Consider the following 21,232-nt stretch of genomic DNA (forward strand, 5'->3'; position numbering starts at 1 on the left):
GGTGGCCGGCACCCACCCAGTCGGGGCCGGCCACCTGCCCAAGGGAACCCTGGGATGCGGTACCCCTACACCGGCCCCGCCACCACCGACACGGTCTTGGCCAGGGAGACGCCCGAGCCGTCGCGGCGGGGGTCCATCTCGGGCAGTTCGGCCGGCAGGCCGTTCTTCTGCGCCGCACGTGCCGGGGCCGGCCCCGCCCAGGCCAGGGACAGGCAGTCCTCGCCCTTGAGGAACCGCTGGCAGCGCACACCGCCGGTGGCGCGGCCCTTGCGCGGGTACTGGTCGAACGGGGTGAGCTTGGCGGTCGTCTGGACGGAGTCGTCCAGCGTGCCGCGCGAGCCGGCGACGGTGAAGACCACCGCGTCCGCCGCCGGGTCCACCGCGGTGAACGAGATCACCTTGGCGCCCTCGGCGACCTTGATGCCGGCCATGCCGCCCGCCGCACGGCCCTGCGGACGGACCTGCCCGGCCTGGTAACGCAGCAACTGGGCGTCGTCCGTGATGAAGACCAGGTCCTCCTCGCCCGTGCGCAGCTCCACCGCGCCGACGATCCGGTCGCCCTCCTTGAGGGTGATGACCTCCAGCTCGTCCTTGTTGGACGGATAGTCCGGCACCACCCGCTTGACCACGCCCTGCGCGGTGCCGATCGCCAGCCCGGGGGAGGACTCGTCGAGCGTGGTGAGGCAGATCAGCGTCTCGTCGCCCTCCAGGGAGACGAACTCCGCGACCGGCGCGCCGCCCGACAGGTTCGGCGCCGAGGCGGTGTCCGGGAGCTGCGGCAGGTCCACGACGTTGATCCGCAGCAGCCGGCCCGCCGAGGTGACCGCGCCGATCTCCCCGCGCGCGGTGGCAGGCACCGCGGAGACGATCACATCGTGCTTGGTCCGCCGGACGTCCCCCTCCTCGGCGAAGGGCGCGCCGTTCGCCGTACGGGCCAGCAGGCCCGTCGAGGAGAGCAGCACCCGGCACGGGGCGTCGGCCACCTGGAGCGGCACGACGGCCGCCGGCGTGCCCGACGACTCCAGCAGCACCGTACGGCGCTCGGTACCGAACTTCTTCGTCACCGCCGCCAGTTCCGCCGAGACCAGCTTGCGCAGCTCCGCGTCCGACTCCAGGATCCGGGTCAGCTCGGCGATCTCCTCGTTGAGCTTCTCCTTCTCCGCCTCCAGCTCGATGCGGTCGTACCTGGTGAGCCGGCGCAGCGGCGTGTCCAGGATGTACTGCGTCTGCACCTCGGACAGGGAGAAGCGCTCGATCAGGCGTTGCTTGGCCTCGGCGCTGTTCTCGCTGGAGCGGATCAGCCGGATGACCTCGTCGATGTCGACGAGCGCCGTGAGCAGGCCCTCCACCAGGTGGAGGCGGTCGCGCCGCTTGCCGCGACGGAACTCGCTGCGCCGCCGCACGACCTCGAAGCGGTGGTCGAGGTAGACCTCCAGAAGCTCCTTCAAGCCCAGCGTGAGCGGCTGGCCGTCCACCAGCGCCACGTTGTTGATGCCGAAGGACTCCTCCATCGGCGTCAGCTTGTAGAGCTGCTCCAGGACCGCCTCCGGCACGAAGCCGTTCTTGATCTCGATGACCAGGCGCAGTCCGTGCTCGCGGTCGGTGAGGTCCTTGACGTCGGCGATGCCCTGGATCTTCTTCGAGCCGACCAGGTCCTTGATCTTGGCGATGACCTTCTCGGGGCCGACGGCGAACGGCAGTTCCGTCACCACCAGGCCCTTGCGGCGGGCCGTCACCGTCTCCACCGACACCGTCGCACGGATCTTGAAGGAGCCGCGGCCCGTCTCGTAGGCGTCGCGGATGCCGGACAGGCCGACGATGCGGCCGCCGGTGGGCAGGTCGGGACCCGGGACGTGCCGCATCAGGGCGTCCAGATCGGCGTTCGGGTGCCGGATCAGATGGCGGGCGGCCGCGATCACCTCGGCCAGGTTGTGCGGCGGCATGTTGGTGGCCATGCCGACCGCGATGCCGGAGGCGCCGTTGACCAGGAGGTTGGGGAAGGCGGCCGGCAGGGCCACCGGCTCCTGCTCCTGGCCGTCGTAGTTGGGCGTGAAGTCGACCGTGTCCTCGTCGATCGACTCGGTCATCAGGCTCGTCGCCGCTGCCTGACGGCACTCGGTGTACCGCATGGCGGCCGGCGGGTCGTCGTTGCCCAGCGAACCGAAGTTGCCGTGGCCGTCGACCAGCGGCACGCGCATGGAGAAGGGCTGGGCCATGCGCACCAGCGCGTCGTAGATCGACGCGTCACCGTGCGGGTGCAGCTTGCCCATGACCTCGCCGACGACACGGGCGCACTTCACATAGCCGCGGTCGGGGCGCAGGCCCATCTCGTTCATCTGGTAGACGATGCGGCGGTGCACGGGCTTGAGGCCGTCGCGGGCGTCCGGCAGGGCGCGCGAATAGATGACCGAGTACGCGTACTCGAGGAAGGAGCCCTGCATCTCGTCGACGACGTCGATGTCGAGGATCTTCTCCTCGTACGAGTCGTCGGGAGGCGGGGTCTTCGTGCTGCGGCGGGCCATCGCTGCCGGCTCCTCCTGTGTTCTGGTCGCTCGCCTGCGGGGCGCTCGCGTGCTGAGGCGTGTGACGGGATCTGACGCGGACCATTGTGGACCGTGGCACTGACAGTGCGGGCCGGGGCCCGGGCGTCGGCCCGGTGCCCTGTGAGGGAGGCCCCTTCTCCACGGCTGCCCGCAGGCTACGCGATCTCGCTCTCGGCGTACGTCGTCCGGGAACTTCGCCGACGCTCCACGCGCTTGCATACAGTGGCAGGACCGGCAGGAAAACCGCGGTTTCGACGACCGCGTCCGCGATCGGAAGGGACATACATGCCCATGGGTCACACGGCCACAGCCCAGGCAGGCTCCGGGGGCCTGACAGCGACCGAGCACCGCCTGGCCAACGGCCTGCGCGTGGTGCTCTCAGAGGACCACCTGACCCCCGTCGCGGCGGTGTGCCTCTGGTACGACGTCGGATCGCGCCACGAGGTCAAGGGACGCACCGGACTCGCCCACCTCTTCGAGCACCTGATGTTCCAGGGCTCCGCCCAGGTCAAGGGCAACGGGCACTTCGAGCTGGTCCAGGGCGCGGGCGGCTCCCTCAACGGCACCACGAGCTTCGAGCGCACCAACTACTTCGAGACCATGCCCGCGCACCAGCTGGAGCTCGCCCTCTGGCTGGAGGCCGACCGCATGGGCTCCCTGCTGACCGCCCTGGACGACGAGTCGATGGAGAACCAGCGCGACGTCGTCAAGAACGAGCGCCGTCAGCGCTACGACAACGTGCCCTACGGCACCGCCTTCGAGAAGCTCACGGCCCTCGCCTACCCGGAGGGCCACCCCTACCACCACACGCCGATCGGCTCCATGGCCGATCTGGACGCGGCGACCCTGGAGGACGCGCGCGCGTTCTTCCGCACGTACTACGCGCCGAACAACGCCGTCCTGTCGGTCGTCGGCGACATCGACCCCGAGCAGACCCTCGCCTGGATCGAGAAGTACTTCGGGTCCATCCCCGGCCATGACGGCAAGCCCGCGCCCCGGGACGGCTCCCTGCCGGACGTCATCGGCGAGCAACTGCGCGAGGTCGTCGAGGAGGAGGTCCCGGCGCGCGCCCTGATGGCCGCCTACCGTCTGCCGCAGGACGGCACGCGCGAGTGCGACGCCGCCGACCTGGCGCTCACCGTCCTCGGCGGCGGCGAGTCATCCCGCCTCTACAACCGTCTGGTGCGCCGCGACCGCACGGCGGTGGCGGCCAGCTTCGGCCTGCTGCGGCTCGCGGGAGCGCCCTCCCTGGGCTGGCTGGACGTGAAGACCTCCGGCGACGTCGAGGTGCCCGTCATCGAGACCGCCATCGACGAGGAGCTCGCCCGGTTCGCCGAGGAGGGCCCCACGGACGAGGAGATGGAGCGCGCTCAGGCGCAGTTGGAGCGCGAGTGGCTGGACCGCCTGGGCACGGTCGCCGGCCGCGCCGACGAACTGTGCCGGTTCGCGGTGCTGTTCGGCGACCCGCAGCTCGCCCTGACCGCCGTCCAGCGCGTGCTGGACGTGACGGCGCAGGAGGTTCGCGAGGTCGCGAAGGCCCGGCTGCGCCCCGACAACCGCGCGGTGCTGGTGTACGAGCCCACGGAGCCCACGGAGCCCACCGAGCCCACGGAGCCCACCGAGCCCACGGAGCCCACCGAGGGCACGGAGAGCGCCGACGGCGCCGCGACCACCGCCGACGACCACGACGAGGAGGCGACCAAGTGACCGAGCTCGCCACGATGGACTTCCACCCCCAGCCGCAGGCGGGCGACGCCAAGCCGTGGGCGTTCCCGGCGCCCGAGCGCGGAAACCTCGACAACGGGCTGACCGTCCTGCACTGCCATCGCCCCGGCCAGCAGGTCGTCGCCGTCGAAGTCCTCCTCGACGCGCCCCTGGACGCCGAGCCGGCCGGCCTGGACGGCGTCGCCACGATCATGGCGCGCGCCTTCTCCGAGGGCACCGACAAGCACTCCGCCGAGGAGTTCGCCGCCGAGCTGGAGCGCTGCGGCGCCACCCTCGACGCCCACGCCGACCACCCCGGCGTCCGCGTGAGCCTGGAGGTGCCCGCCTCCCGGCTGGCCAAGGCCCTCGGCCTGGTCGCCGATGCCCTCAGGGCGCCCGCGTTCGCCGACAGCGAGGTCGAGCGCCTCGTCCGCAACCGCCTGGACGAGATCCCGCACGAGCTGGCCAACCCCTCCCGGCGTGCGGCCAAGGAGCTCTCCAAGGAGCTGTTCCCGGCCGACGCGCGCATGTCGCGCCCCCGTCAGGGCACCGCGGAGACGGTCGAGAACATCGACTCCGCGGCCGTGCGCGCCTTCTACGAGAAGCACGTCCGCCCCTCCACGGCCACCGCCGTGATCGTCGGCGACCTCACCGACGTCGACCTGGCGGCGCTCCTCGGCGACACCCTGGGCACGTGGACGGGTTCCGCCGCGCAGCCGCGCCCGGTGCCGCCGGTCACCGCCGACGACAACGGCCGGGTCGTCATCGTGGACCGCCCCGGCGCCGTCCAGACGCAGCTGCTGATCGGCCGTATCGGACCCGACCGGCACGCACGCGTGTGGCCCGCGCAGGTGCTCGGCACGTACTGCCTCGGCGGCACCCTCACCTCCCGTCTGGACCGCGTCCTGCGCGAGGAGAAGGGCTACACCTACGGCGTGCGCGCCTTCGGGCAGGTCCTGCGGTCCGCTCCGGACGGCTCGGGCGCCGCCATGCTCGCGATCAGTGGCTCGGTCGACACCCCGAACACCGGCCCCGCGCTGGACGACCTGTGGAAGGTGCTGCGCACCCTGGCCGAGGGCGGGCTGACCGACGCCGAGCGCGACGTCGCCGTGCAGAACCTCGTCGGCGTGGCGCCGCTGAAGTACGAGACCGCCGCGGCCGTCGCCGCCACGCTCGCCGACCAGGTCGAGCAGCACCTGCCGGACGACTTCCAGGCGACGCTCTATCAGCAGCTCGCCGCCACCGGCACCGTGGAGGCCACCGCGGCCGCCGTGAGCGCCTTCCCGGTGGACCGTCTGGTGACCGTGCTCGTCGGTGACGCGGCGCAGATCAAGGCGCCGGTCGAGGCTCTCGGCATCGGCGAGGTGAAGGTCGTCACGGCCGACTGACCCACCCGCACGCGCGCTTGGAGTCCCGGTGACGTATGTGTCACCGGGACTCCCTGTTGTCCGGATGATGTCCGAATTGCGGGAGTGACTGCCCGTCTGCCCTGTGGGATGCGCTACAAAAGGCGGCTTCTGTTTGGGAATTGACAGCGGCCCCGTCTAGGTTCGTCCGGGCTGTCCGTCGGGCACTGCGCCGCACCCGCGGCACCGGACAGTCATCGCCGAGTCCCCGTACGGCGCGAGCCAGGGGAGCCGGGGACCCAACTGTGAAGTCCCTGGGGTGAATCGGACGCCCGCGCGAGTCGCGAGGGGGTCCGTAGGAGACCTTCCTGCTCCGAACCCGTCAGCTAACCCGGTAGGCGAGAGGGAAGGAAAGGACCGCTCAACTTCATGGCGTTCACCTGCGCCACCGGGAAGCACCGTCGTCCCGGTCGGATGCGGCGCACCTCCGCGCGCGCGGCGAGCATCGCCGCACTGACCACCACGGGCGTCATCGCCACCGTCGCCTCCGGCTCCGCCGTCGCCGCCGAGCCCACGCCCTCCGTCGAGCAGACCGGCCTCGTCCCGGTCGTCAACGTCGGCGACTCCGTCGCCCAGCAGGTCGACGACCAGGCCGCCGCCCAGCAGCAGGCGGCCCAGGAGGCCGCCGAGGTGAAGAAGGCCGCCGTCATGGCAGCCATGAAGGTCAGGGAGGAGCGCGCGGCCAGGGCGCGTGCCGCCCGCGCCGCCGAGCGCAAGCGCCTGAACACCTTCGTCCCGCCGATCAGCGGCTCGTACGTCTCCACGAGCTACAAGTCCGGCGGCTCCCTGTGGTCCTCCGGCAGCCACACCGGCATCGACTTCCACGCCTCCAGCGGCACCACCGTGCACGCCGTCGGGCTCGGCACCGTTGTCGAGGCCGGCTGGGGCGGCGCCTACGGCAACCAGGTCGTGATCCGGATGAGCGACGGCACGTACACCCAGTACGGCCACCTGTCGTCCATCAGCGTCTCGGTGGGCGAGCAGGTCACCCCGGGCCGGCAGATCGGCCTGTCGGGCGCCACCGGCAACGTCACCGGCCCGCACCTGCACTTCGAGGCCCGCACCAGCCCGGAGTACGGCTCGGACATCGACCCCGTCGCCTATCTCCGCAAGCACGGCCTGAACGTCTGACGCCGCACGGCGCACCGAACCCACAGCCCCGGCCCCCGGGGGACGCACGCACCGACAGCGTCCTCCGGGGGCCGGGCTTTTGCCGTTTTCCCCGCTTCATCGCCTCCGCTGTCCAAAAAATATCCATGGATTCCGGCCCGCCATCGGAAATTCCCGCACATTGCAATAGAGTCACGGAACGGACGTCACTCGTCGACGTTTCGCGGGGACAAAGGCGGAGGTCGGTCATGCGTATTCCGGCGCACTCGGTGTGCACGGCCATCCGGGACGACATCGTCGCGGGTGTCTACGAGCGCGGCAGCCGCCTCACCGAGGAACTGCTCGCCCGCCGCTACGGAGTCTCGCGCGTCCCCGTCCGCGAGGCGCTGCGCACGCTGGAGGCGGAGGGCTTCGTCGTCACCCGACGGCATGCGGGCGCGTGCGTGGCGGAACCGACCGAGCAGGAGGCCGCCGACCTGCTCGAGATGCGACTGCTGCTGGAGCCGCTCGGCGCGTCCCGGGCCGCCCAGCGGCGCACCGAGGCGCATCTGAAGGTGCTGCGCGGCCTGGTCCGGCTGGGCCAGGAGCGCGCCAGGCGGGGAGGCAGCGAGGACCTGCGCTCCCTGGGCGGCTGGTTCCACGAGACGCTCGCCCAGGCCTGCGGCAGCCACGCCCTGTCCTCCACGCTGACCGGGCTGCGTCACAAGATCGTCTGGATGTACGCGGTGGAGACGCCGGCCGACCCGGTGGAGTCCTGGGCGGAGCACGGCGCGATCGTGGACGCGGTGGCGCGCGGCGACGGAGAGCGCGCGCGGGCGATCACGGCGCTGCACACCGAGCGCGCCTCCGCCGTGCACCGGCTGCGCTTCACCGGCGGGGACGGGGCGGAGCGTGTGAGGACTTCGCAACACGCCGTCAACATGTCAGGCCGCCGGCATTAACACGGGAGCCGTATACAAAGAGGGGATATTCGGCGGGCCATATTTCCGCTGCCTTTTCATGGCGCGCGCCCGGAATTGACCGGTCGCGCTTTCCGTGCGTCCGCGAACCCGCCCGCCGGCCTTTTCTGCACCTCTCGGAGGAACGGGATTCCCCCCCTCGCCGAAATTGCCGAAATTGTGGCTGGCCGGCGAGTGACCGGTACGGGGCCGAGACGGCGAAGCCGCGCCGCCCGGGTGGGGCGACGCGGCTCCAAGGGCGCCGCGAGCGTGGCTCAGACGGTCTCGGGAAGCTCCTCGAGGCCCTCGGAGACCAGCTTGGCCAGCCGGTCCAGGGCGGCGTCCGCGCCCTCGGCGTCGGAGGCGAGGACGATCTCCTCGCCGCCCTGGGCGCCCAGACCGAGGACGGCCAGCATGGACGCCGCGTTGACGGGGGTGCCACCCGCCTTGGCGATCGTCACCGGGACGCCTGCGGCCGTGGCGGCTCGGACGAAGATGGAGGCGGGGCGGGCGTGGAGGCCCTCGGCCCAGCCGACGTTGACGCGGCGCTCAGCCATGTGATGCTGCCCTTCGCTGTTCAGGGTTGTCTAGACCAGTGTTCCACACGTGAAGCACCTTGGAACGGGGTCGCCCCGTTCTGCCGGTGGACGTGGGATCGCGGCCTCGACCCCACGGTTTCGTCCTCACAGACTGCCTCGCGCCGTTGTCGTACGCGAGCCGTACTCTGGGCCCCATGCAGAGCGCGCCGGACCGGCACGAGTACCCCGCCCACTGGGAAGCCGACGTGGTGCTGCGCGACGGCGGCACCGCGCGCATCCGCCCCATCACCGTCGATGACGCCGAGCGCCTGGTCAACTTCTACGAGCAGGTCTCGGACGAGTCGAAGTACTACCGCTTCTTCGCGCCCTACCCGCGTCTGTCCGCCAAGGACGTCCACCGCTTCACGCACCACGACTTTGTGGACCGGGTGGGACTCGCGGCCACGGTCGGCGGCGAGTTCATCGCCACCGTACGCTATGACCGCATCGGCGCCGACGGCATGCCCGCCTCCGCACCCGCCGACGAGGCCGAGGTCGCCTTCCTCGTGCAGGACGCCCACCAGGGCAGGGGCGTCGCCTCGGCGCTGCTGGAGCACATCGGGGCCGTCGCCCGCGAGCGCGGGATCCGCCGGTTCGCCGCCGAGGTGCTCCCCGCCAACAGCAAGATGATCAAGGTGTTCACGGACGCCGGGTACACCCAGAAGCGCAGCTTCGAGGACGGCGTCGTCCGTCTGGAGTTCGACCTCGAACCCACCGAGCGCTCCCTGGCGGTGCAGCGCGCGCGTGAGCAGCGCGCCGAGGCCCGTTCCGTGCGACGGCTCCTGGCCCCCGGCTCGGTCGCCGTCGTCGGCGTCGGACGCGTGCCCGGCGGCGTCGGCCGCGGCGTCCTCGGCAACCTGCGGGACGCGGGCTTCACCGGGCGCCTCTACGCGGTGAACAAGGCGTTCCCCGAGGACCTCAAGGAGATCGACGGGGCACCCGCCCACCGCTCCGTGGGGGAGATCGCCGGGCACGTCGACCTGGCGGTCGTCGCCGTCCCCGCCGAACACGTGCCCGAGGTCGTCGCCGAGTGCGGTGAGCACGGCGTGCAGGGACTCGTCGTGCTCGCCGCCGGCTACGCCGAGAGCGGCCCCGAAGGACGCGAGCGCCAGCGCGCACTCGTCCGCCACGCGCGCGCGTACGGAATGCGGATCATCGGCCCCAACGCCTTCGGGATCGTCAACACCGCGCCGACGGTGCGACTCAACGCCTCACTGGCGCCGGAGATGCCGCGGCCCGGCCGCATCGGCCTGTTCGCCCAGTCCGGCGCCATCGGCGTCGCCCTCCTGTCCCGTCTGCACCGGCGCGGCGGAGGCGTCACCGGCGTCACCGGAGTGTCCACGTTCGTCTCCTCCGGCAACCGCGCCGACGTCTCCGGCAACGACGTCCTCCAGTACTGGTACGACGACCCCGACACCGACGTCGTCCTGATGTACCTGGAGTCCATCGGCAACCCCCGCAAGTTCACCCGCCTCGCACGCCGCACGGCGGCGGCGAAGCCCCTCGTGGTCGTGCAGGGCGCCGGATCCGCACCGCAGGGCCACGCGGTACGGGCCACCCGGCTGCCGCCCGCGACCGTGTCCGCGCTGCTGCGGCAGGCAGGGGTGATCCGGGTGGAGACCATCACCGAACTCGTCGACACCGGCCTGCTGCTCGCCCGCCAGCCGCTGCCGAACGGCCCCCGAGTGGCCATCCTCGGCAACTCCGAGTCGCTCGGCCTGCTGACGTATGACGCATGCCTCTCCCAGGGACTGCGCCCGCTGCGGCCGCAGGACCTGACCACCCAGGCCACGGCGGAGGACTTCCACGCGGCACTGGCCCGCGCCCTGGCCGACGACACCTGCGACGCGGTGGTGGTCACGGCGATCCCCGCGATCGGCGAGGCTTCGCCCGGGGACGCGGAACTGGCCGAGGCGCTGCGCACGGCCGCGGCCGCCGGCCCCGCCAAGCCGGTGCTCGTCGTGCACGTGGAGATCGGCGGCCTCGCGGAGGCCCTGTCGGCGGCCTCCAGCACGGCCCCCCGCGCGCGTGCCGCCGCGGCCACGGACCCACAGGCCCACTCAGACCCGCCCCGCGCAGCCGAAAGTCACACAGCCGACGCGCACACAGCCGACGCGCACACAGCCGACGCGCCCGCTCCCGACGCGGCCGCTCCCGACACGCCGGTGCCCCCCGCGCCCCAGCCGCCGGGCTCCGTGCCCTCCCCGGCCGGCGCCTCCGAGGGCGCTCACCTCATCCCCGCCTATCCCGCCGCCGAACGCGCGGTCCGCGCCCTCTCCGAAGCGGTGAAGTACGCGCACTGGCGCCGCGAGGCCGCCGACCCCGGCAAGGTGCCCGAGTACGACGACATCGACGAGAGGGGAGCCGCCGAGCTGATCGACGGGCTCCTCGCGCGCGGGCAGGGCCTCACCCTCGGCGCCGACGAGACCCGTGAGCTCCTCGGCCGCTACGGGGTCCACCTGCGCCCGGCCGTCCCCTCGCCCACCCCCGACGAGGCCGCGCGAGCCGCCGGCGCCCTCGGCTACCCCGTCGCCCTCAAGGCCACCGCCCCCCACCTCCGTCACCGCGCCGACCTGGGCGGTGTCCGCCTCGACCTCGCCGACGAGGAGCAACTGCGGCGTAGCTACGCCGAGTTGACGGAGATGTTCGGCAGCGCCGAGGAACTGCGCCCGGTCGTCCAGGCGATGGCGCCGCGCGGAGTCGACACGGTCGTCCGCGCGGTGATCGACCCGGCGGCCGGCGCGGTGCTCTCCTTCGGTCTCGCCGGAGCCGCCTCCCAACTGCTCGGGGACATGGCCCACCGCCTGGTTCCCGTCACCGACCGCGACGCGGCCTCCCTGGTCCGCTCCATCCGGACCGCTCCGCTCCTGTTCGGCTGGCGCGGATCCGCCGCCGTCGACACCCCCGCCCTGGAGGAACTCCTGCTGCGGGTCTCCCGCCTGGTCGACGATCATCCCGAGGTCGTCGCGGTGACCCTGGAACCGGTCGTCGTCGCCCCGCACGGCCTCAGCGTGCTCGGCGCCTCCGTCCGCCTCGCGCCCCCGCCCGCCCGCGACGACCTCGGCCCGCGCACCCTCCCGGTCTACTGAACGCGAGCGTTCCCGCGCAGTCAGTGGGTCCCCGTAGGATGGACCGCATGGCCAAGACCAGTACGACGACCCAGGGGCTGCGTGCGGCGATCGAGCGCAGCGGCTACTACCCGGCCCTCGTGGCCGAGGCGGTGGAGGCCGCCGTGGGCGGCGAGCCCATCCGGTCGTACCTGGTCCACCAGGAGACCACCTTCGACCAGAACGAGGTCCGCCGGCATGTGACCGTGCTGGTCCTCACCGGCAACCGCTTCATCGTCAGCCACACCGACGAGCAGGCCGCCGACAGCACCTCCCCGACGCCCTACGCCACGACGTCCACGGAGTCCGTGAAGATCGGCCGGATCTCGTCGGTCGTCGTCAGCCGTGTGGTCGCCAACCCGGAGTCGTACACCGCGGGCAGCGTCCCGCGCGAGGTCGTCCTGACCATCGGCTGGGGCGCCGTCTCCCGCATCGACCTGGAACCCGCCGCCTGCGGCGACCCCAACTGCGACGCCGACCACGGCTACACCGGCAACTCCACGGCGGACGACCTCAGCCTGCGTGTCAGCGAGGCCGGCGACGGCCCGGAGACGGTGCGCCAGGCGCTCGCCTTCGCGCAGTCCCTCTCCGAGGCGACCACGGACGTCACCCGCTGATGGCCGCGCCCGCCGCCTGGGACGACCCGGAGCCCCTCGCCGTCTCCTCCGCGCCCGTCCCCGAGTACGGCTCCGGCTCCCTCGCCGACCTGCTGCCCACCCTGGCCGCCGGCATGGGCGTCCCCGGCATGACCGCGTCGATCACGGAACTCACCCCGGCCGACCGCAACTGCGTCTTCCTGATCGACGGCCTCGGCTGGGAGCAGATCCGGTCCCACCCGGACGAGGCCCCCTACCTGCACGCCCTCCTCGGCAGCTCCCGCGGCGGCACCGGACGCCCGATCACCGCCGGCTTCCCCGCGACCACCGCGACCTCCCTCGCGTCCGTCGGCACCGGCCTCCCGCCCGGAGCGCACGGCCTGCCCGGCTACGCCGTGCGCGACCCGGGCACCGGCGAGCTGATGAACCAGCTCCGCTGGCAGCCGTGGACGCCGCCGCACACCTGGCAGCCGTACCCCACGGTCTTCCAGCTCGCCGACGCCGCCGGGGTACACGCCGCGCAGGTGTCCTCGCCCCACTTCGAGACCACCCCGCTGACCAAGGTGGCGCTCAGCGGCGGCAGGTTCCACGGCCGTCTCACCGGCGAGGAGCGCGTCGACTTCGCGGCGGAGCAACTCGCCGCCGGCGACCGCTCCCTGGTGTACACCTATTACGCCGAACTCGACGGCGCGGGGCACCGCTACGGCGTCGCCTCCGACACCTGGCGCGGCCAGCTGATGTACGTCGACCGGCTCGTCCAGCGCCTGGCCGAGCAACTCCCGCCGCGCAGCGCGCTCTACGTCACTGCCGACCACGGCATGCTCGACGTGCCCTTCGACGAGCAGCACCGCATCGACTTCGACGAGGACTGGGAGCTGAGCGCCGGAGTCGCCCTGCTGGGCGGCGAGGGCCGCGCCCGTCACGTCTACGCCGTACCGGGCGCCGAGGGCGACGTCCTGACCTGCTGGCGCGAGGTCCTCGGCGAGCAGTTCTGGGTGGCCTCGCGCGAAGAGGCCGTCGCGGCGGGCTGGTTCGGCCCGCACGTCGACGAACGTGTCCACGCCCGCCTCGGCGACGTGATCGCGGCCGCCCGGGACGACGTCCTGATCATCGCCTCCGAGCGGGAGCCGAAGGAGTCGGCGATGGTCGGCAACCACGGCTCCATGACCCCCGCCGAACAACTCGTCCCGCTCCTCGAAGTACGCTCCTGACGGCCCCGGCCTCCCCCTCACCGACACGCCATCGACCCCGCCGAAAGGTGCGCAACCCCCCATGCCCGAGCTGGTGTTCTTCTCCGGAACCATGGACTGCGGGAAGTCGACGCTGGCTCTCCAGATCGAGCACAACCGCTCCGCGCGCGGGCTCCAGGGCATGATCTTCACCCGCGACGACCGCGCGGGCGAGGGCAAGCTGTCCTCCCGTCTCGGCCTGGTCACCGACGCGGTCGAGGTCGAGGACGGACGCGACCTGTACGCCTACCTGGTCGACCACCTCTCGCAGGGCGGCCGCGCCGACTACGTGATCGCGGACGAGGCGCAGTTCCTCGCCGAGGAGCAGATCGACCAGCTCGCGCGCGTGGTCGACGACCTCGGCATCGACGTCTACGCCTTCGGCATCACCACCGACTTCCGCTCCAAGCTGTTCCCCGGTTCCCAGAGGCTCGTCGAACTTGCCGACCGTGTGGAGGTGCTCCAGGTCGAGGCCCTGTGCTGGTGCGGCGCGCGGGCCACGCACAACGCCCGCACCGTCGGCGGCGTGATGGTCGTCGAGGGTGCCCAGGTCGTCATCGGCGACGTCAACCAGGCGAACACCATCGGCTACGAGGTCCTGTGCCGCCGGCACCACCGGCGTCGTATGACGGCGGCCACGGCCCGGGCGGCGGCGCTGTCGCCGGACGTGCTGCCGGTGCAGCAGGTCTGAGGGACCAGTCGGGGCACCGGCTCAGCGAGAGCGCTGGATCAGCGCGAAGCGGGCCCCCTCCGGGTCGGCCACGTCCGCCATGCGCCCGTGCGCACTGTCACGCGCCGGACGCAGGACACGCCCGCCCAGGCCGACGACCCGTGCGAGCGCCACGTCCGCGTCGTCCACCTCGAAGTACGTCACCCAGTGCGGCCCCCGGTACCGGGGCAACGCGCCGCCCAAGCCCCGCACGCCCGCCACCGGCCGGCCGCCGACGAGCAAGGTGACGTGATCCGTGCCGGCCGGCTCCGCCGCCTGCAGCCCGTAGTCGAACACCGTCTCGTAGAACGTGGCGACGCCGGCGGCCTCGTAGGTCACCAGTTCATGCCACGCGGGCGTGCCGTGCACGCCGGTGACTGCGGTGCCGAGGTGGGTCGCCGCCTCCCAGACGCCGAAGAAGGCGCCGGAGGGGTCTGAGCCGATGGCCAGGCGCCCGGCGTCACCGGCGTCGCGCGGGCCGACCCCCACAGTGCCGCCGCACAGACGCACCGCGTCGGCCGTGGCGTCCACACGGTCGGAAGCGAGGTGGGGCGTGCAGGCGACGGTGAGATGCCGGTCCGCAGGGAGCCGTCCGATGCCGGCCACCTCACGGCCGTCCGGCAGCGCCCGCACATGGGGGCCGAGTTGCCGCGGACCGGCCCGGAACTCCCAGCCGAACAGCTCGCCGTAGAACTCCTGGGCGGCGGTCGGTCCGCGCACCATCAGACTCACCCAGCGGGGGATGCCGAGAGCGGCCGGGCGGACGCCCCGCCGCTCGGACCGGCAGGTCCTCGGGGTGCAAGCCCAGCCCTTCGGTCATCTTCACCCCTTCCCGGCCGCGCGCGACGGCCGCCGGGCGACGACCGGTCCTACGCCCTGTGCCCGGTTCCGTACGCCTCGTGACCGGGGTCGTCCGGCCGAGCACAGTAGCCGGACGGGGACGAACGGACCACCCTGTGCGCAAGGATGGGGGCCATGAACGCCATCATCTCCGCATCCGAACTCGCCGGCGGCCTGGCAGGCGACGCCCCTCCGGTCGTTCTCGACGTCCGCTGGCAGCTCACCCTGGCGAAGGCGGCGGGCGAGCCGGCCTTCGACGGCCGGGCCGCGTACGCCTCGGGACATGTGCCCGGCGCCGTCTACGTCGACCTGGACCGCGAGCTGGCCGGGACACCCGGCACGCGCGGACGCCATCCCCTGCCGGACCTGGCGGAGTTCGGCGCCGCCGTGCGCAGGGCGGGCGTGTCGGCAGCCCGCCCGGTCGTCGTGTACGACGGCGGGCAGGGCTGGGCGGCGGCACGCGCGTGGTGGCTGCTGCGCTGGACGGGCCATCCCGACGTGAGGGTCCTCGACGGCGGTCTGCCGTCCTGGCAGGGCGAGTTGCAGACCGACGTGCCCGTGCCCGGCGAGGGCGACTTCGAGCCGGCGCCGGTTGCCGCAGAGCTCCTCGACGCGGACGGGGCCGCCGCGCTGGCCCGCTCCGGTGTGCTGCTCGACGCGCGCGCGGGGGAGCGGTACCGGGGCGAGGTGGAGCCGATCGACAGGGTGGGCGGGCACATCCCGGGCGCGATTTCCGCGCCCACCACCGACAACGTCGGGCCGGACGGCCGCTTCCTGCCCGCCGGGGACCTGAGGGACCGTTTCAAGGCGCTGGGAGCCACCGAGGGCACGCGGGTGGGCGTGTACTGCGGCTCGGGCGTCTCCGGCGCGCACGAGGTCCTGGCACTGGCCGTGGCGGGCGTTCCGGCGGCCCTGTACGTCGGCTCCTGGTCGGAGTGGTCCTCGGACCCGTCCCGCCCGGTCGCGGTGGGCCCTGACCCTCAGTGAGCCCTGCTCCGCGGGCACATGGGTGAGGGCCGCACCGAACAGGCGCGGCCCTCCCGAAGGCATGAACCCGTGTGCGATCCAGCCGAGGCCGGCCGACGGCGCGTCAAACCGCCGAACAGGCGGCCCCCGGGCGGGTCGCCGCCCGGGGCCGGTGAGAGAACGCCCTACTCCTGCTTCTTGCGCCGGGTGCCGAACACGATCTCGTCCCAGCTCGGCACCGCCGCGCGGCGGCCCGGGCGGACGCCGTCCGCCTCGGCCTGGCGGTCGGTGGCGCCGACGAGACGGTCCCGGTGACTGCTGACCGAACGCGGCATCAGGACGTCCGCGTAGGCGGAGCCGGCGGACGCGGCGGTCGCCGGAGGTTCCTCGACGTCCTCTTCCTCGGCCGGTTCGTCCGGCTCCTCCGACGGGAGGTCGGGGACGATCAGGTCGCCGCGGAAGCTCGGCACCGCCTCCAGCAGGCTGGTCAGCGAGTCGCGCTCCCGTTCGGCGCTGCTCTCCTCGGGCGGCTCGGGGGCCGACGCGGGCAGGCTCGGCCGCTCCAGGGCGCGGTCCATCGTCCGCTCGCGCGGCAGCCGCGCGATACGCGGGACGAACGGAAAGCTGGGCTCCGGCGCGGCGAGGTCGTCGGACTCGCCGATCAGCGAGCGCGCCTCGTCGTCGACGGCCTGGACGAGCCGCCGCGGCGGGTCGTAGGTCCAGCTCGCCGAGTGAGGTTCGCCCGCGACCCGGTAGACCAGCATGACCTCCCAGGTGCCGTCGTCGCGGCGCCAGGAGTCCCACTGGACGGTGTCCTTGTCGGCGCCGCGCAGCAGCAGCCGTTCCTGCACGGCCTCGCCGAGCTGAGGGCCGGCGTTCTCGCCGGGCCGGCGCACGGGCGTCTTGCGGGCCCGCTCGGCCATGAAGGCGCGCTCGGCCAGCACGGGCCCCTCGAAGCGGCGTACGCGGTCGACGGGGATGCCCGCCATCTGGGCGACCTCTTCCGCGGTCGCACCGGCTCGTATACGCGCCTGGATGTCACGGGGGCGGAGATGGCTCTCCACCTCGATCTCGATCTGGCCGAGGCGGGGACGGTCGCCGCGGACTGCGGCGCGCAGACGCTCGTCGATGGGAAGCGTGTACTCCGTGCTGTCCGCAGCCTTCAGCACCAGCCGTGTGCCGTCATTCGAGACGGCCACGACACGCAGTTCGGGCATGGGGACCTCCCGGGTGGTGCCTGCCGACGTCACGTGCGTCGCTGCTTCCGCTAGTCGAGTGTGGCCTGCCCGGGTGCAGCCTGCCACAACCTTGCCGAGTTGCCCGGCGTGTCGGGCACGCGCCCTGACGCGCCGTTATGGCACGGTTACCTTTTCGCCACGCTAAGTGACCAACTCCGTCACCCTGTGCAACCTGTCCCCCTCCTGGCGGTCCGGCGAGGCCCCGGACGCCCTGGCGGGAGACCGGACCCAGGGCTCGCAACAGTACTCCATTCGGGCCACCTGCGTGGATCGGCGCGCCGCGCAACTTCTGACGGCGGACGGGACTTGACTCCCTGATGCCCGATTTCCGCGATCTTGAACGTGGTGCGTTTCACGCGAACGACGGAAACGGGACCAGGTGCCCACCGTGCCCGTTACGCCCCCAGAACCCTCCGCAAGTAGTCGTTCTGGAAACGGCGTTCGGGATCGAGCCGGTCCCGCAGCGCGGTGAACTCCGCGAAGCGCGGATAGACCGAGGCGAAGTACTCCGCGTCGCGCGTGTGCACCTTGCCCCAGTGCGGCCGGCCCTCGTGTGCGGTGAAGATCCGTTCGGCGGCGGTGAAGTACCCCTGGTACGGCGTGCCCTTGACCATGTGGACGGCGATGTACGCGCTGTCGCGGCCGGAGGCGGTGGACAGGGTGATGTCGTCGGCGGGGGCCGTGCGCACCTCCACCGGGAAGCTGACGCGCAGGCCCGAGCGGTCGACCATCGCCTTCAGCTCCCGCAGCGTCTCGGTCACCGCCTCGCGCGGGACGGCGTACTCCATCTCCACGAACCGCACCCGGCGCGGGGAGGTGAACACCTTGTACGGGATGTCGGTGTAGGTGCGCGCCGAAAGGGCCTTGCTGGAGATGCGGGCGATCGACGGGATCGTCGCGGGCGCCGCGCGGCCGACCCACTGGGCCACCTGGAAGACGCCGTTGGACAGGAACTCGTCCTCGATCCACCCCGAGACCTGGCTCACCGGCCGGCGCGGACCGGCGCTGCGGTTGTTGCGCTTGGTGTTGGTGCTGCCGGTGTGCGGGAACCAGTAGAACTCGAAGTGCTCGTTCTCGGCGCACAGTTGGTCGAACTCGGCGAGCACCTTGTCGACGGGCATCGGCTCCTCGCGCGCGGTGAGCAGGAAGATCGGCTCCACCGCGAAGGTGATGGCGGTGACCACGCCGAGGGCTCCCAGGCCGATCCGGGCCGCCGCGAAGACCTCCGGATTCTCCTTCTCGGAGCAGACGAGCACCGAGCCGTCCGCCGTGACCAGCTCCAGCCCCTTGATCTGCGCGGCGATCGAGGCCGACTCGCGGCCCGTGCCGTGGGTGCCGGTGCTGGTGGCGCCCGAGACCGTCTGCTCCATGATGTCGCCCATGTTGGTGAGCGAGAGCCCCTCGCGCGCGAGGGCCATGTTGAGCCTCTTGAGGGGCGTGCCGGCCTCGACCGTGACGGTCATGGCCGCCCGGTCGATGTCGCGGATGCCGGTCAGCAGCTGAGGGCGGATCAGCACGCCGTCGGTCGCCGCGATCGACGTGAAGGAGTGGCCGGTGCCGACCGCCTTGACCTTGAGCCCGTCCTCCGCGGCGCGGCGCACGGCGGCGGCCAGCTCGTCGACGGAGGCGGGCGCGACCTCCCGCGCGGGCCGGGCGACGACGTTGCCGCCCCAGTTACGCCACGTTCCGTTCTTCGCGCTCGCTGTGCTGCTCAACGGTGCCTCCCCGACCCGGCGCCGGCCTGCTGAGCCGGCGGTACCCCAGGAAACCGACCGCGACCGCGACGGCCCCGGACACCGCAGGGACCCCGTACCCGGCCCGCGCGCCGGCCGCGTCGATGACCCAGCCGGCGATGGAGGAGCCGAGCGCGACCCCGACCGCGAGCCCGGTGCTCACCCAGGTCATGCCCTCGGTCAGTTGCGCGCGTGGTACGTGCTCTTCGATGAGGGACATGGTGGTGATCATCGTGGGAGCGATGGCCAGGCCCGCTACGAACAGCGCCACGGCCAGAAACGGCAAGTTTCCGACCAGTAGGAGGGGGATCATACTCACGGCCATCATGAACACGCCCAACAGCCAGCGGCGCTCGGGCGGCCCCTGCGGCCGCAGCAGGCCGAAGACCAGCCCGGCGACGCAGGACCCCGCCGCGTAGAGCGCCAGGACGACGCTGGCGGCCCTCTTGTGGCCCTCCTCCTCGGCGAAGGCGACGGTGACCACGTCGACCGCCCCGAAGATCGTTCCGGTCGCCACGAAGGTGGCCACCAGGATCTGCAGTCCCGGCGAGCGCAGCGCCGAACCGCCGCCGCGCCGCGCGCGCGGGTGCGGCGCCGGCTCGGTGGCCCGCTGCGCGGTCAGCCAGAAGACGCCGACGGCGAGGAAGCAGGCCGCCAACAGCGGCCCCGCCTCCGGGAACCAGGTCGTGGACAGCCCGATGGAGACGATCGGCCCGAAGATGAAGCACACCTCGTCCACCACGGACTCGAAGGAGTACGCGGTGTGCAGCTGCGGAGTCCCCCGGTACAGGGCCGCCCAGCGGGCCCGGATCATCGCGCCGAGACTCGGTACGGCGCCGATTCCGGCGGAGCACACGAACAGCAGCCATTCCGGCCCGTCGAAGTGCGCGGCCAGCAGCAGCCCGGCCGCCGCGGCGAGCGCGAGCAGCGTCGCCGGGCGCAGCACCCTGCGCTGGCCGTGCCGGTCCACCAGGCGCGAGATCTGCGGCCCGAGGACGGCGGCCGACAGTGCGATGGTGGCCGACAGCGCGCCCGCGAGGCCGTAGCGCCCGGTGAGCTGGGAGATCATCGTGACGACGCCGATGCCCATCATCGACAGCGGCATCCGGCCGACGAACCCCGCGGCGCAGAAGCCCTTGGAGCCGGGGGCGGCGAACAGGGCGCGGTAGGGGCTGGGCACGGGGGTCTCCGGTGAAGAGCGCGACAGGGGCCGTAAGGCGCGAATTCCGCTCATACAGCTTACGAAGTTAGGCAACCCTAACGCACGCCTCGCACGTCTGTTCTCGGTCAGGTTCCGGACCGGCTTTCCGGCAAGGGCGCACCCGACCCTGGCCACGGTCCGCGCGGCCGTCCGGCACCCGCCGTTTCCCCGCTGTCAGTCGTGGGTGGCAGGATCGAAGGCATGCCAGACGCGCTCGATGCCACCCCGTACGACGCCCTGCTCCTGCTCTCCTTCGGCGGCCCCGAAGGCCCGGACGACGTGGTCCCGTTCCTGGAGAACGTGACCCGCGGGCGCGGCATCCCCAAGGAACGCCTCAAGGAGGTGGGGCAGCACTACTTCCTGTTCGGCGGGGTCAGCCCCATCAACGACCAGAACCGCGCCCTGCTGGACGCCTTGCGCAAGGACTTCGCCGGCCACGGCCTCGACCTGCCGGTCTACTGGGGCAACCGCAACTGGGCCCCGTACCTGACCGACACCCTGCGCGAGATGGTCGCCGACGGCCGCCGCCGCATCCTGGTCCTCGCCACCAGCGCCTACGCCTCCTACTCCGGCTGCCGCCAGTACCGCGAGAACCTGGCCGACTCGCTGGCCGCCCTGGAGGCCGAGGGCCTGCCCCTGCCGAAGATCGACAAGCTGCGGCACTACTTCAACCACCCCGGCTTCCTGGAGCCCGTGATCGACGGCGTGGTCCGGTCCCTGGCCGAACTCCCCGAAGACGTCCGCGACGGCGCCCACATCGCCTTCACCACCCACTCGATCCCCGTCGCTGCCGCCGACACCTCCGGCCCCGTGGAGGACCACGGCGACGGAGGGGCGTACGTCGCCCAGCACCTGGACGTCGCCCGGCTCGTCGCCGACGCCGTCCGCGAGCGCACCGGCGTCGACCACCCCTGGCAGCTCGTCTACCAGTCCCGCTCCGGAGCCCCGCACATCCCGTGGCTGGAGCCCGACATCTGCGACCACCTGGAGGAGCGGCACGCCGCCGGCGTCCCGGCCGTGGTGATGGCGCCCATCGGCTTCGTCTCCGACCACATGGAGGTCCTCTACGACCTCGACACCGAGGCCGAGGCCAAGGCCGGCGAGCTCGGCCTGCCCGTGCGCCGCTCGGCCACCGTCGGCGCCGACCCGCGCTTCGCCGCCGCAGTCCGCGAGCTCGTCCTGGAGCGCGCCGCGGCCGAGAACGGCAAGGCCGCCACCCCGTGCGCCCTGGGATCGCTCGGCGCCTCCCACGACCTTTGCCCGGTCGGCTGCTGCCCGGCCCGCGCCCCCCGGCCCGCCGCCGCGGGCGCTGACAGCCCCTACGCGTGAGGAGC

At 72.5% G+C, this 21,232-nt stretch carries 15 protein-coding genes, 1 pseudogene and 1 riboswitch; of the genes and pseudogenes, 10 read left to right on the forward strand and 6 right to left on the reverse strand.

Annotation, left to right across the window (positions count from 1 at the left end; translation table 11 throughout):
* Positions 1 to 65 precede the first annotated feature (65 nt).
* Entirely contained in the window at positions 66 to 2,522 is a 2,457-nt protein-coding gene (locus ACIOC0_RS21135; protein ID WP_402156688.1) for a DNA topoisomerase (ATP-hydrolyzing) subunit A, read from the reverse strand.
* Positions 2,523 to 2,828: 306 nt separating this feature from the next.
* Here ACIOC0_RS21135 and ACIOC0_RS21140 point away from each other — a divergent pair, with 306 nt between their 5' ends.
* The 4 genes from ACIOC0_RS21140 to ACIOC0_RS21155 all read left to right on the forward strand — a co-directional run bounded on the left by ACIOC0_RS21140 (position 2,829) and on the right by ACIOC0_RS21155 (position 7,704).
* Positions 2,829 to 4,250, forward strand: a complete 1,422-nt coding sequence (locus ACIOC0_RS21140; protein ID WP_402156690.1) for a M16 family metallopeptidase — start codon at positions 2,829 to 2,831, stop codon at positions 4,248 to 4,250.
* The gene (locus ACIOC0_RS21145) at positions 4,247 to 5,635 is read left to right on the forward strand and encodes a M16 family metallopeptidase (RefSeq protein WP_402156692.1); all 1,389 of its coding nucleotides are present in this window, start codon (positions 4,247 to 4,249) and stop codon (positions 5,633 to 5,635) included. The genes ACIOC0_RS21140 and ACIOC0_RS21145 overlap by 4 nt, the downstream gene beginning before the upstream one ends.
* Before the next feature lie 206 nt (positions 5,636 to 5,841).
* A riboswitch (cyclic di-AMP (ydaO/yuaA leader) is annotated at positions 5,842 to 6,009 on the forward strand.
* 13 nt (positions 6,010 to 6,022) lie between these two features.
* Positions 6,023 to 6,784: a M23 family metallopeptidase gene (locus tag ACIOC0_RS21150; protein ID WP_402156693.1), complete on the forward strand. Its 762-nt coding sequence runs from the start codon at positions 6,023 to 6,025 to the stop codon at positions 6,782 to 6,784.
* A gap of 227 nt (positions 6,785 to 7,011) precedes the next feature.
* Positions 7,012 to 7,704 (forward strand): GntR family transcriptional regulator, encoded by a 693-nt coding sequence (locus ACIOC0_RS21155; RefSeq protein ID WP_402156695.1) that lies wholly within the window; start codon positions 7,012 to 7,014, stop codon positions 7,702 to 7,704.
* 272 nt (positions 7,705 to 7,976) lie between these two features.
* Here ACIOC0_RS21155 and ACIOC0_RS21160 read toward each other — a convergent pair whose 3' ends face one another.
* The gene (locus tag ACIOC0_RS21160; protein ID WP_030235221.1) at positions 7,977 to 8,258 is read right to left on the reverse strand and encodes an HPr family phosphocarrier protein; all 282 of its coding nucleotides are present in this window, start codon (positions 8,256 to 8,258) and stop codon (positions 7,977 to 7,979) included.
* 176 nt (positions 8,259 to 8,434) lie between these two features.
* Here ACIOC0_RS21160 and ACIOC0_RS21165 point away from each other — a divergent pair, with 176 nt between their 5' ends.
* The 4 genes from ACIOC0_RS21165 to ACIOC0_RS21180 all read left to right on the forward strand — a co-directional run bounded on the left by ACIOC0_RS21165 (position 8,435) and on the right by ACIOC0_RS21180 (position 13,902).
* Positions 8,435 to 11,368, forward strand: a complete 2,934-nt coding sequence (locus ACIOC0_RS21165; protein ID WP_402156696.1) for a GNAT family N-acetyltransferase — start codon at positions 8,435 to 8,437, stop codon at positions 11,366 to 11,368.
* A 38-nt stretch (positions 11,369 to 11,406) separates the two neighbouring features.
* Entirely contained in the window at positions 11,407 to 12,003 is a 597-nt protein-coding gene (locus ACIOC0_RS21170; RefSeq protein ID WP_402156698.1) for a DUF5998 family protein, read from the forward strand.
* Positions 12,003 to 13,193 carry an alkaline phosphatase family protein gene (locus ACIOC0_RS21175; protein ID WP_402156699.1) on the forward strand — a complete coding sequence of 397 codons (1,191 nt, stop codon included), beginning with the start codon at positions 12,003 to 12,005 and terminating at the stop codon, positions 13,191 to 13,193. The genes ACIOC0_RS21170 and ACIOC0_RS21175 overlap by 1 nt, the downstream gene beginning before the upstream one ends.
* Before the next feature lie 61 nt (positions 13,194 to 13,254).
* Positions 13,255 to 13,902, forward strand: coding sequence for a thymidine kinase (locus ACIOC0_RS21180; RefSeq protein WP_130438191.1), 648 nt, complete (start codon positions 13,255 to 13,257; stop codon positions 13,900 to 13,902).
* Positions 13,903 to 13,923: 21 nt separating this feature from the next.
* Here the strand turns inward: ACIOC0_RS21180 and ACIOC0_RS21185 are convergent.
* A pseudogene (locus tag ACIOC0_RS21185) lies at positions 13,924 to 14,714 on the reverse strand (VOC family protein); the annotation flags it as partial.
* Between the two features lie 181 nt (positions 14,715 to 14,895).
* On the opposite strand from ACIOC0_RS21185, the gene ACIOC0_RS21190 reads away from it, so the two are divergent.
* Entirely contained in the window at positions 14,896 to 15,747 is an 852-nt protein-coding gene (locus ACIOC0_RS21190) for a sulfurtransferase (protein WP_402156701.1), read from the forward strand.
* Positions 15,748 to 15,911: 164 nt separating this feature from the next.
* Here ACIOC0_RS21190 and sepH read toward each other — a convergent pair whose 3' ends face one another.
* From sepH to ACIOC0_RS21205, 3 genes are all read right to left on the reverse strand, one after another.
* On the reverse strand, positions 15,912 to 16,943 hold the full coding sequence (gene sepH / locus ACIOC0_RS21195) for a septation protein SepH (RefSeq protein ID WP_402156703.1): 1,032 nt from the start codon (positions 16,941 to 16,943) through the stop codon (positions 15,912 to 15,914).
* A 416-nt stretch (positions 16,944 to 17,359) separates the two neighbouring features.
* On the reverse strand, positions 17,360 to 18,679 hold the full coding sequence (locus ACIOC0_RS21200; RefSeq protein ID WP_402156705.1) for a D-arabinono-1,4-lactone oxidase: 1,320 nt from the start codon (positions 18,677 to 18,679) through the stop codon (positions 17,360 to 17,362).
* Positions 18,639 to 19,877, reverse strand: a complete 1,239-nt coding sequence (locus ACIOC0_RS21205; protein ID WP_402156706.1) for an MFS transporter — start codon at positions 19,875 to 19,877, stop codon at positions 18,639 to 18,641. The genes ACIOC0_RS21200 and ACIOC0_RS21205 overlap by 41 nt, the downstream gene beginning before the upstream one ends.
* Positions 19,878 to 20,099: 222 nt before the next feature.
* Between ACIOC0_RS21205 and ACIOC0_RS21210 the strand changes: the two genes are divergently transcribed.
* Positions 20,100 to 21,227 (forward strand): ferrochelatase, encoded by a 1,128-nt coding sequence (locus ACIOC0_RS21210; RefSeq protein WP_402156707.1) that lies wholly within the window; start codon positions 20,100 to 20,102, stop codon positions 21,225 to 21,227.
* Positions 21,228 to 21,232: the final 5 nt, after the last annotated feature.

This window comes from Streptomyces sp. NPDC088254 (assembly GCF_044740925.1).
GTDB lineage: Bacteria > Actinomycetota > Actinomycetes > Streptomycetales > Streptomycetaceae > Streptomyces.

What these genes read in the sequence shown, in the direction of transcription:
- ACIOC0_RS21135 (WP_402156688.1), bottom strand. Translation starts at nt 2,522, where the DNA reads ATGGCCCGCCGCAGCACGAAGACCCCGCCTCCCGACGACTCGTACGAG.
- ACIOC0_RS21140 (WP_402156690.1), top strand. Translation starts at nt 2,829, where the DNA reads ATGCCCATGGGTCACACGGCCACAGCCCAGGCAGGCTCCGGGGGCCTG.
- ACIOC0_RS21150 (WP_402156693.1), top strand. Translation starts at nt 6,023, where the DNA reads ATGGCGTTCACCTGCGCCACCGGGAAGCACCGTCGTCCCGGTCGGATG.
- ACIOC0_RS21155 (WP_402156695.1), top strand. Translation starts at nt 7,012, where the DNA reads ATGCGTATTCCGGCGCACTCGGTGTGCACGGCCATCCGGGACGACATC.
- ACIOC0_RS21160 (WP_030235221.1), bottom strand. Translation starts at nt 8,258, where the DNA reads ATGGCTGAGCGCCGCGTCAACGTCGGCTGGGCCGAGGGCCTCCACGCC.
- ACIOC0_RS21165 (WP_402156696.1), top strand. Translation starts at nt 8,435, where the DNA reads ATGCAGAGCGCGCCGGACCGGCACGAGTACCCCGCCCACTGGGAAGCC.
- ACIOC0_RS21170 (WP_402156698.1), top strand. Translation starts at nt 11,407, where the DNA reads ATGGACCGCATGGCCAAGACCAGTACGACGACCCAGGGGCTGCGTGCG.
- ACIOC0_RS21175 (WP_402156699.1), top strand. Translation starts at nt 12,003, where the DNA reads ATGGCCGCGCCCGCCGCCTGGGACGACCCGGAGCCCCTCGCCGTCTCC.
- ACIOC0_RS21180 (WP_130438191.1), top strand. Translation starts at nt 13,255, where the DNA reads ATGCCCGAGCTGGTGTTCTTCTCCGGAACCATGGACTGCGGGAAGTCG.
- ACIOC0_RS21190 (WP_402156701.1), top strand. Translation starts at nt 14,896, where the DNA reads ATGAACGCCATCATCTCCGCATCCGAACTCGCCGGCGGCCTGGCAGGC.
- sepH (WP_402156703.1), bottom strand. Translation starts at nt 16,943, where the DNA reads ATGCCCGAACTGCGTGTCGTGGCCGTCTCGAATGACGGCACACGGCTG.
- ACIOC0_RS21210 (WP_402156707.1), top strand. Translation starts at nt 20,100, where the DNA reads ATGCCAGACGCGCTCGATGCCACCCCGTACGACGCCCTGCTCCTGCTC.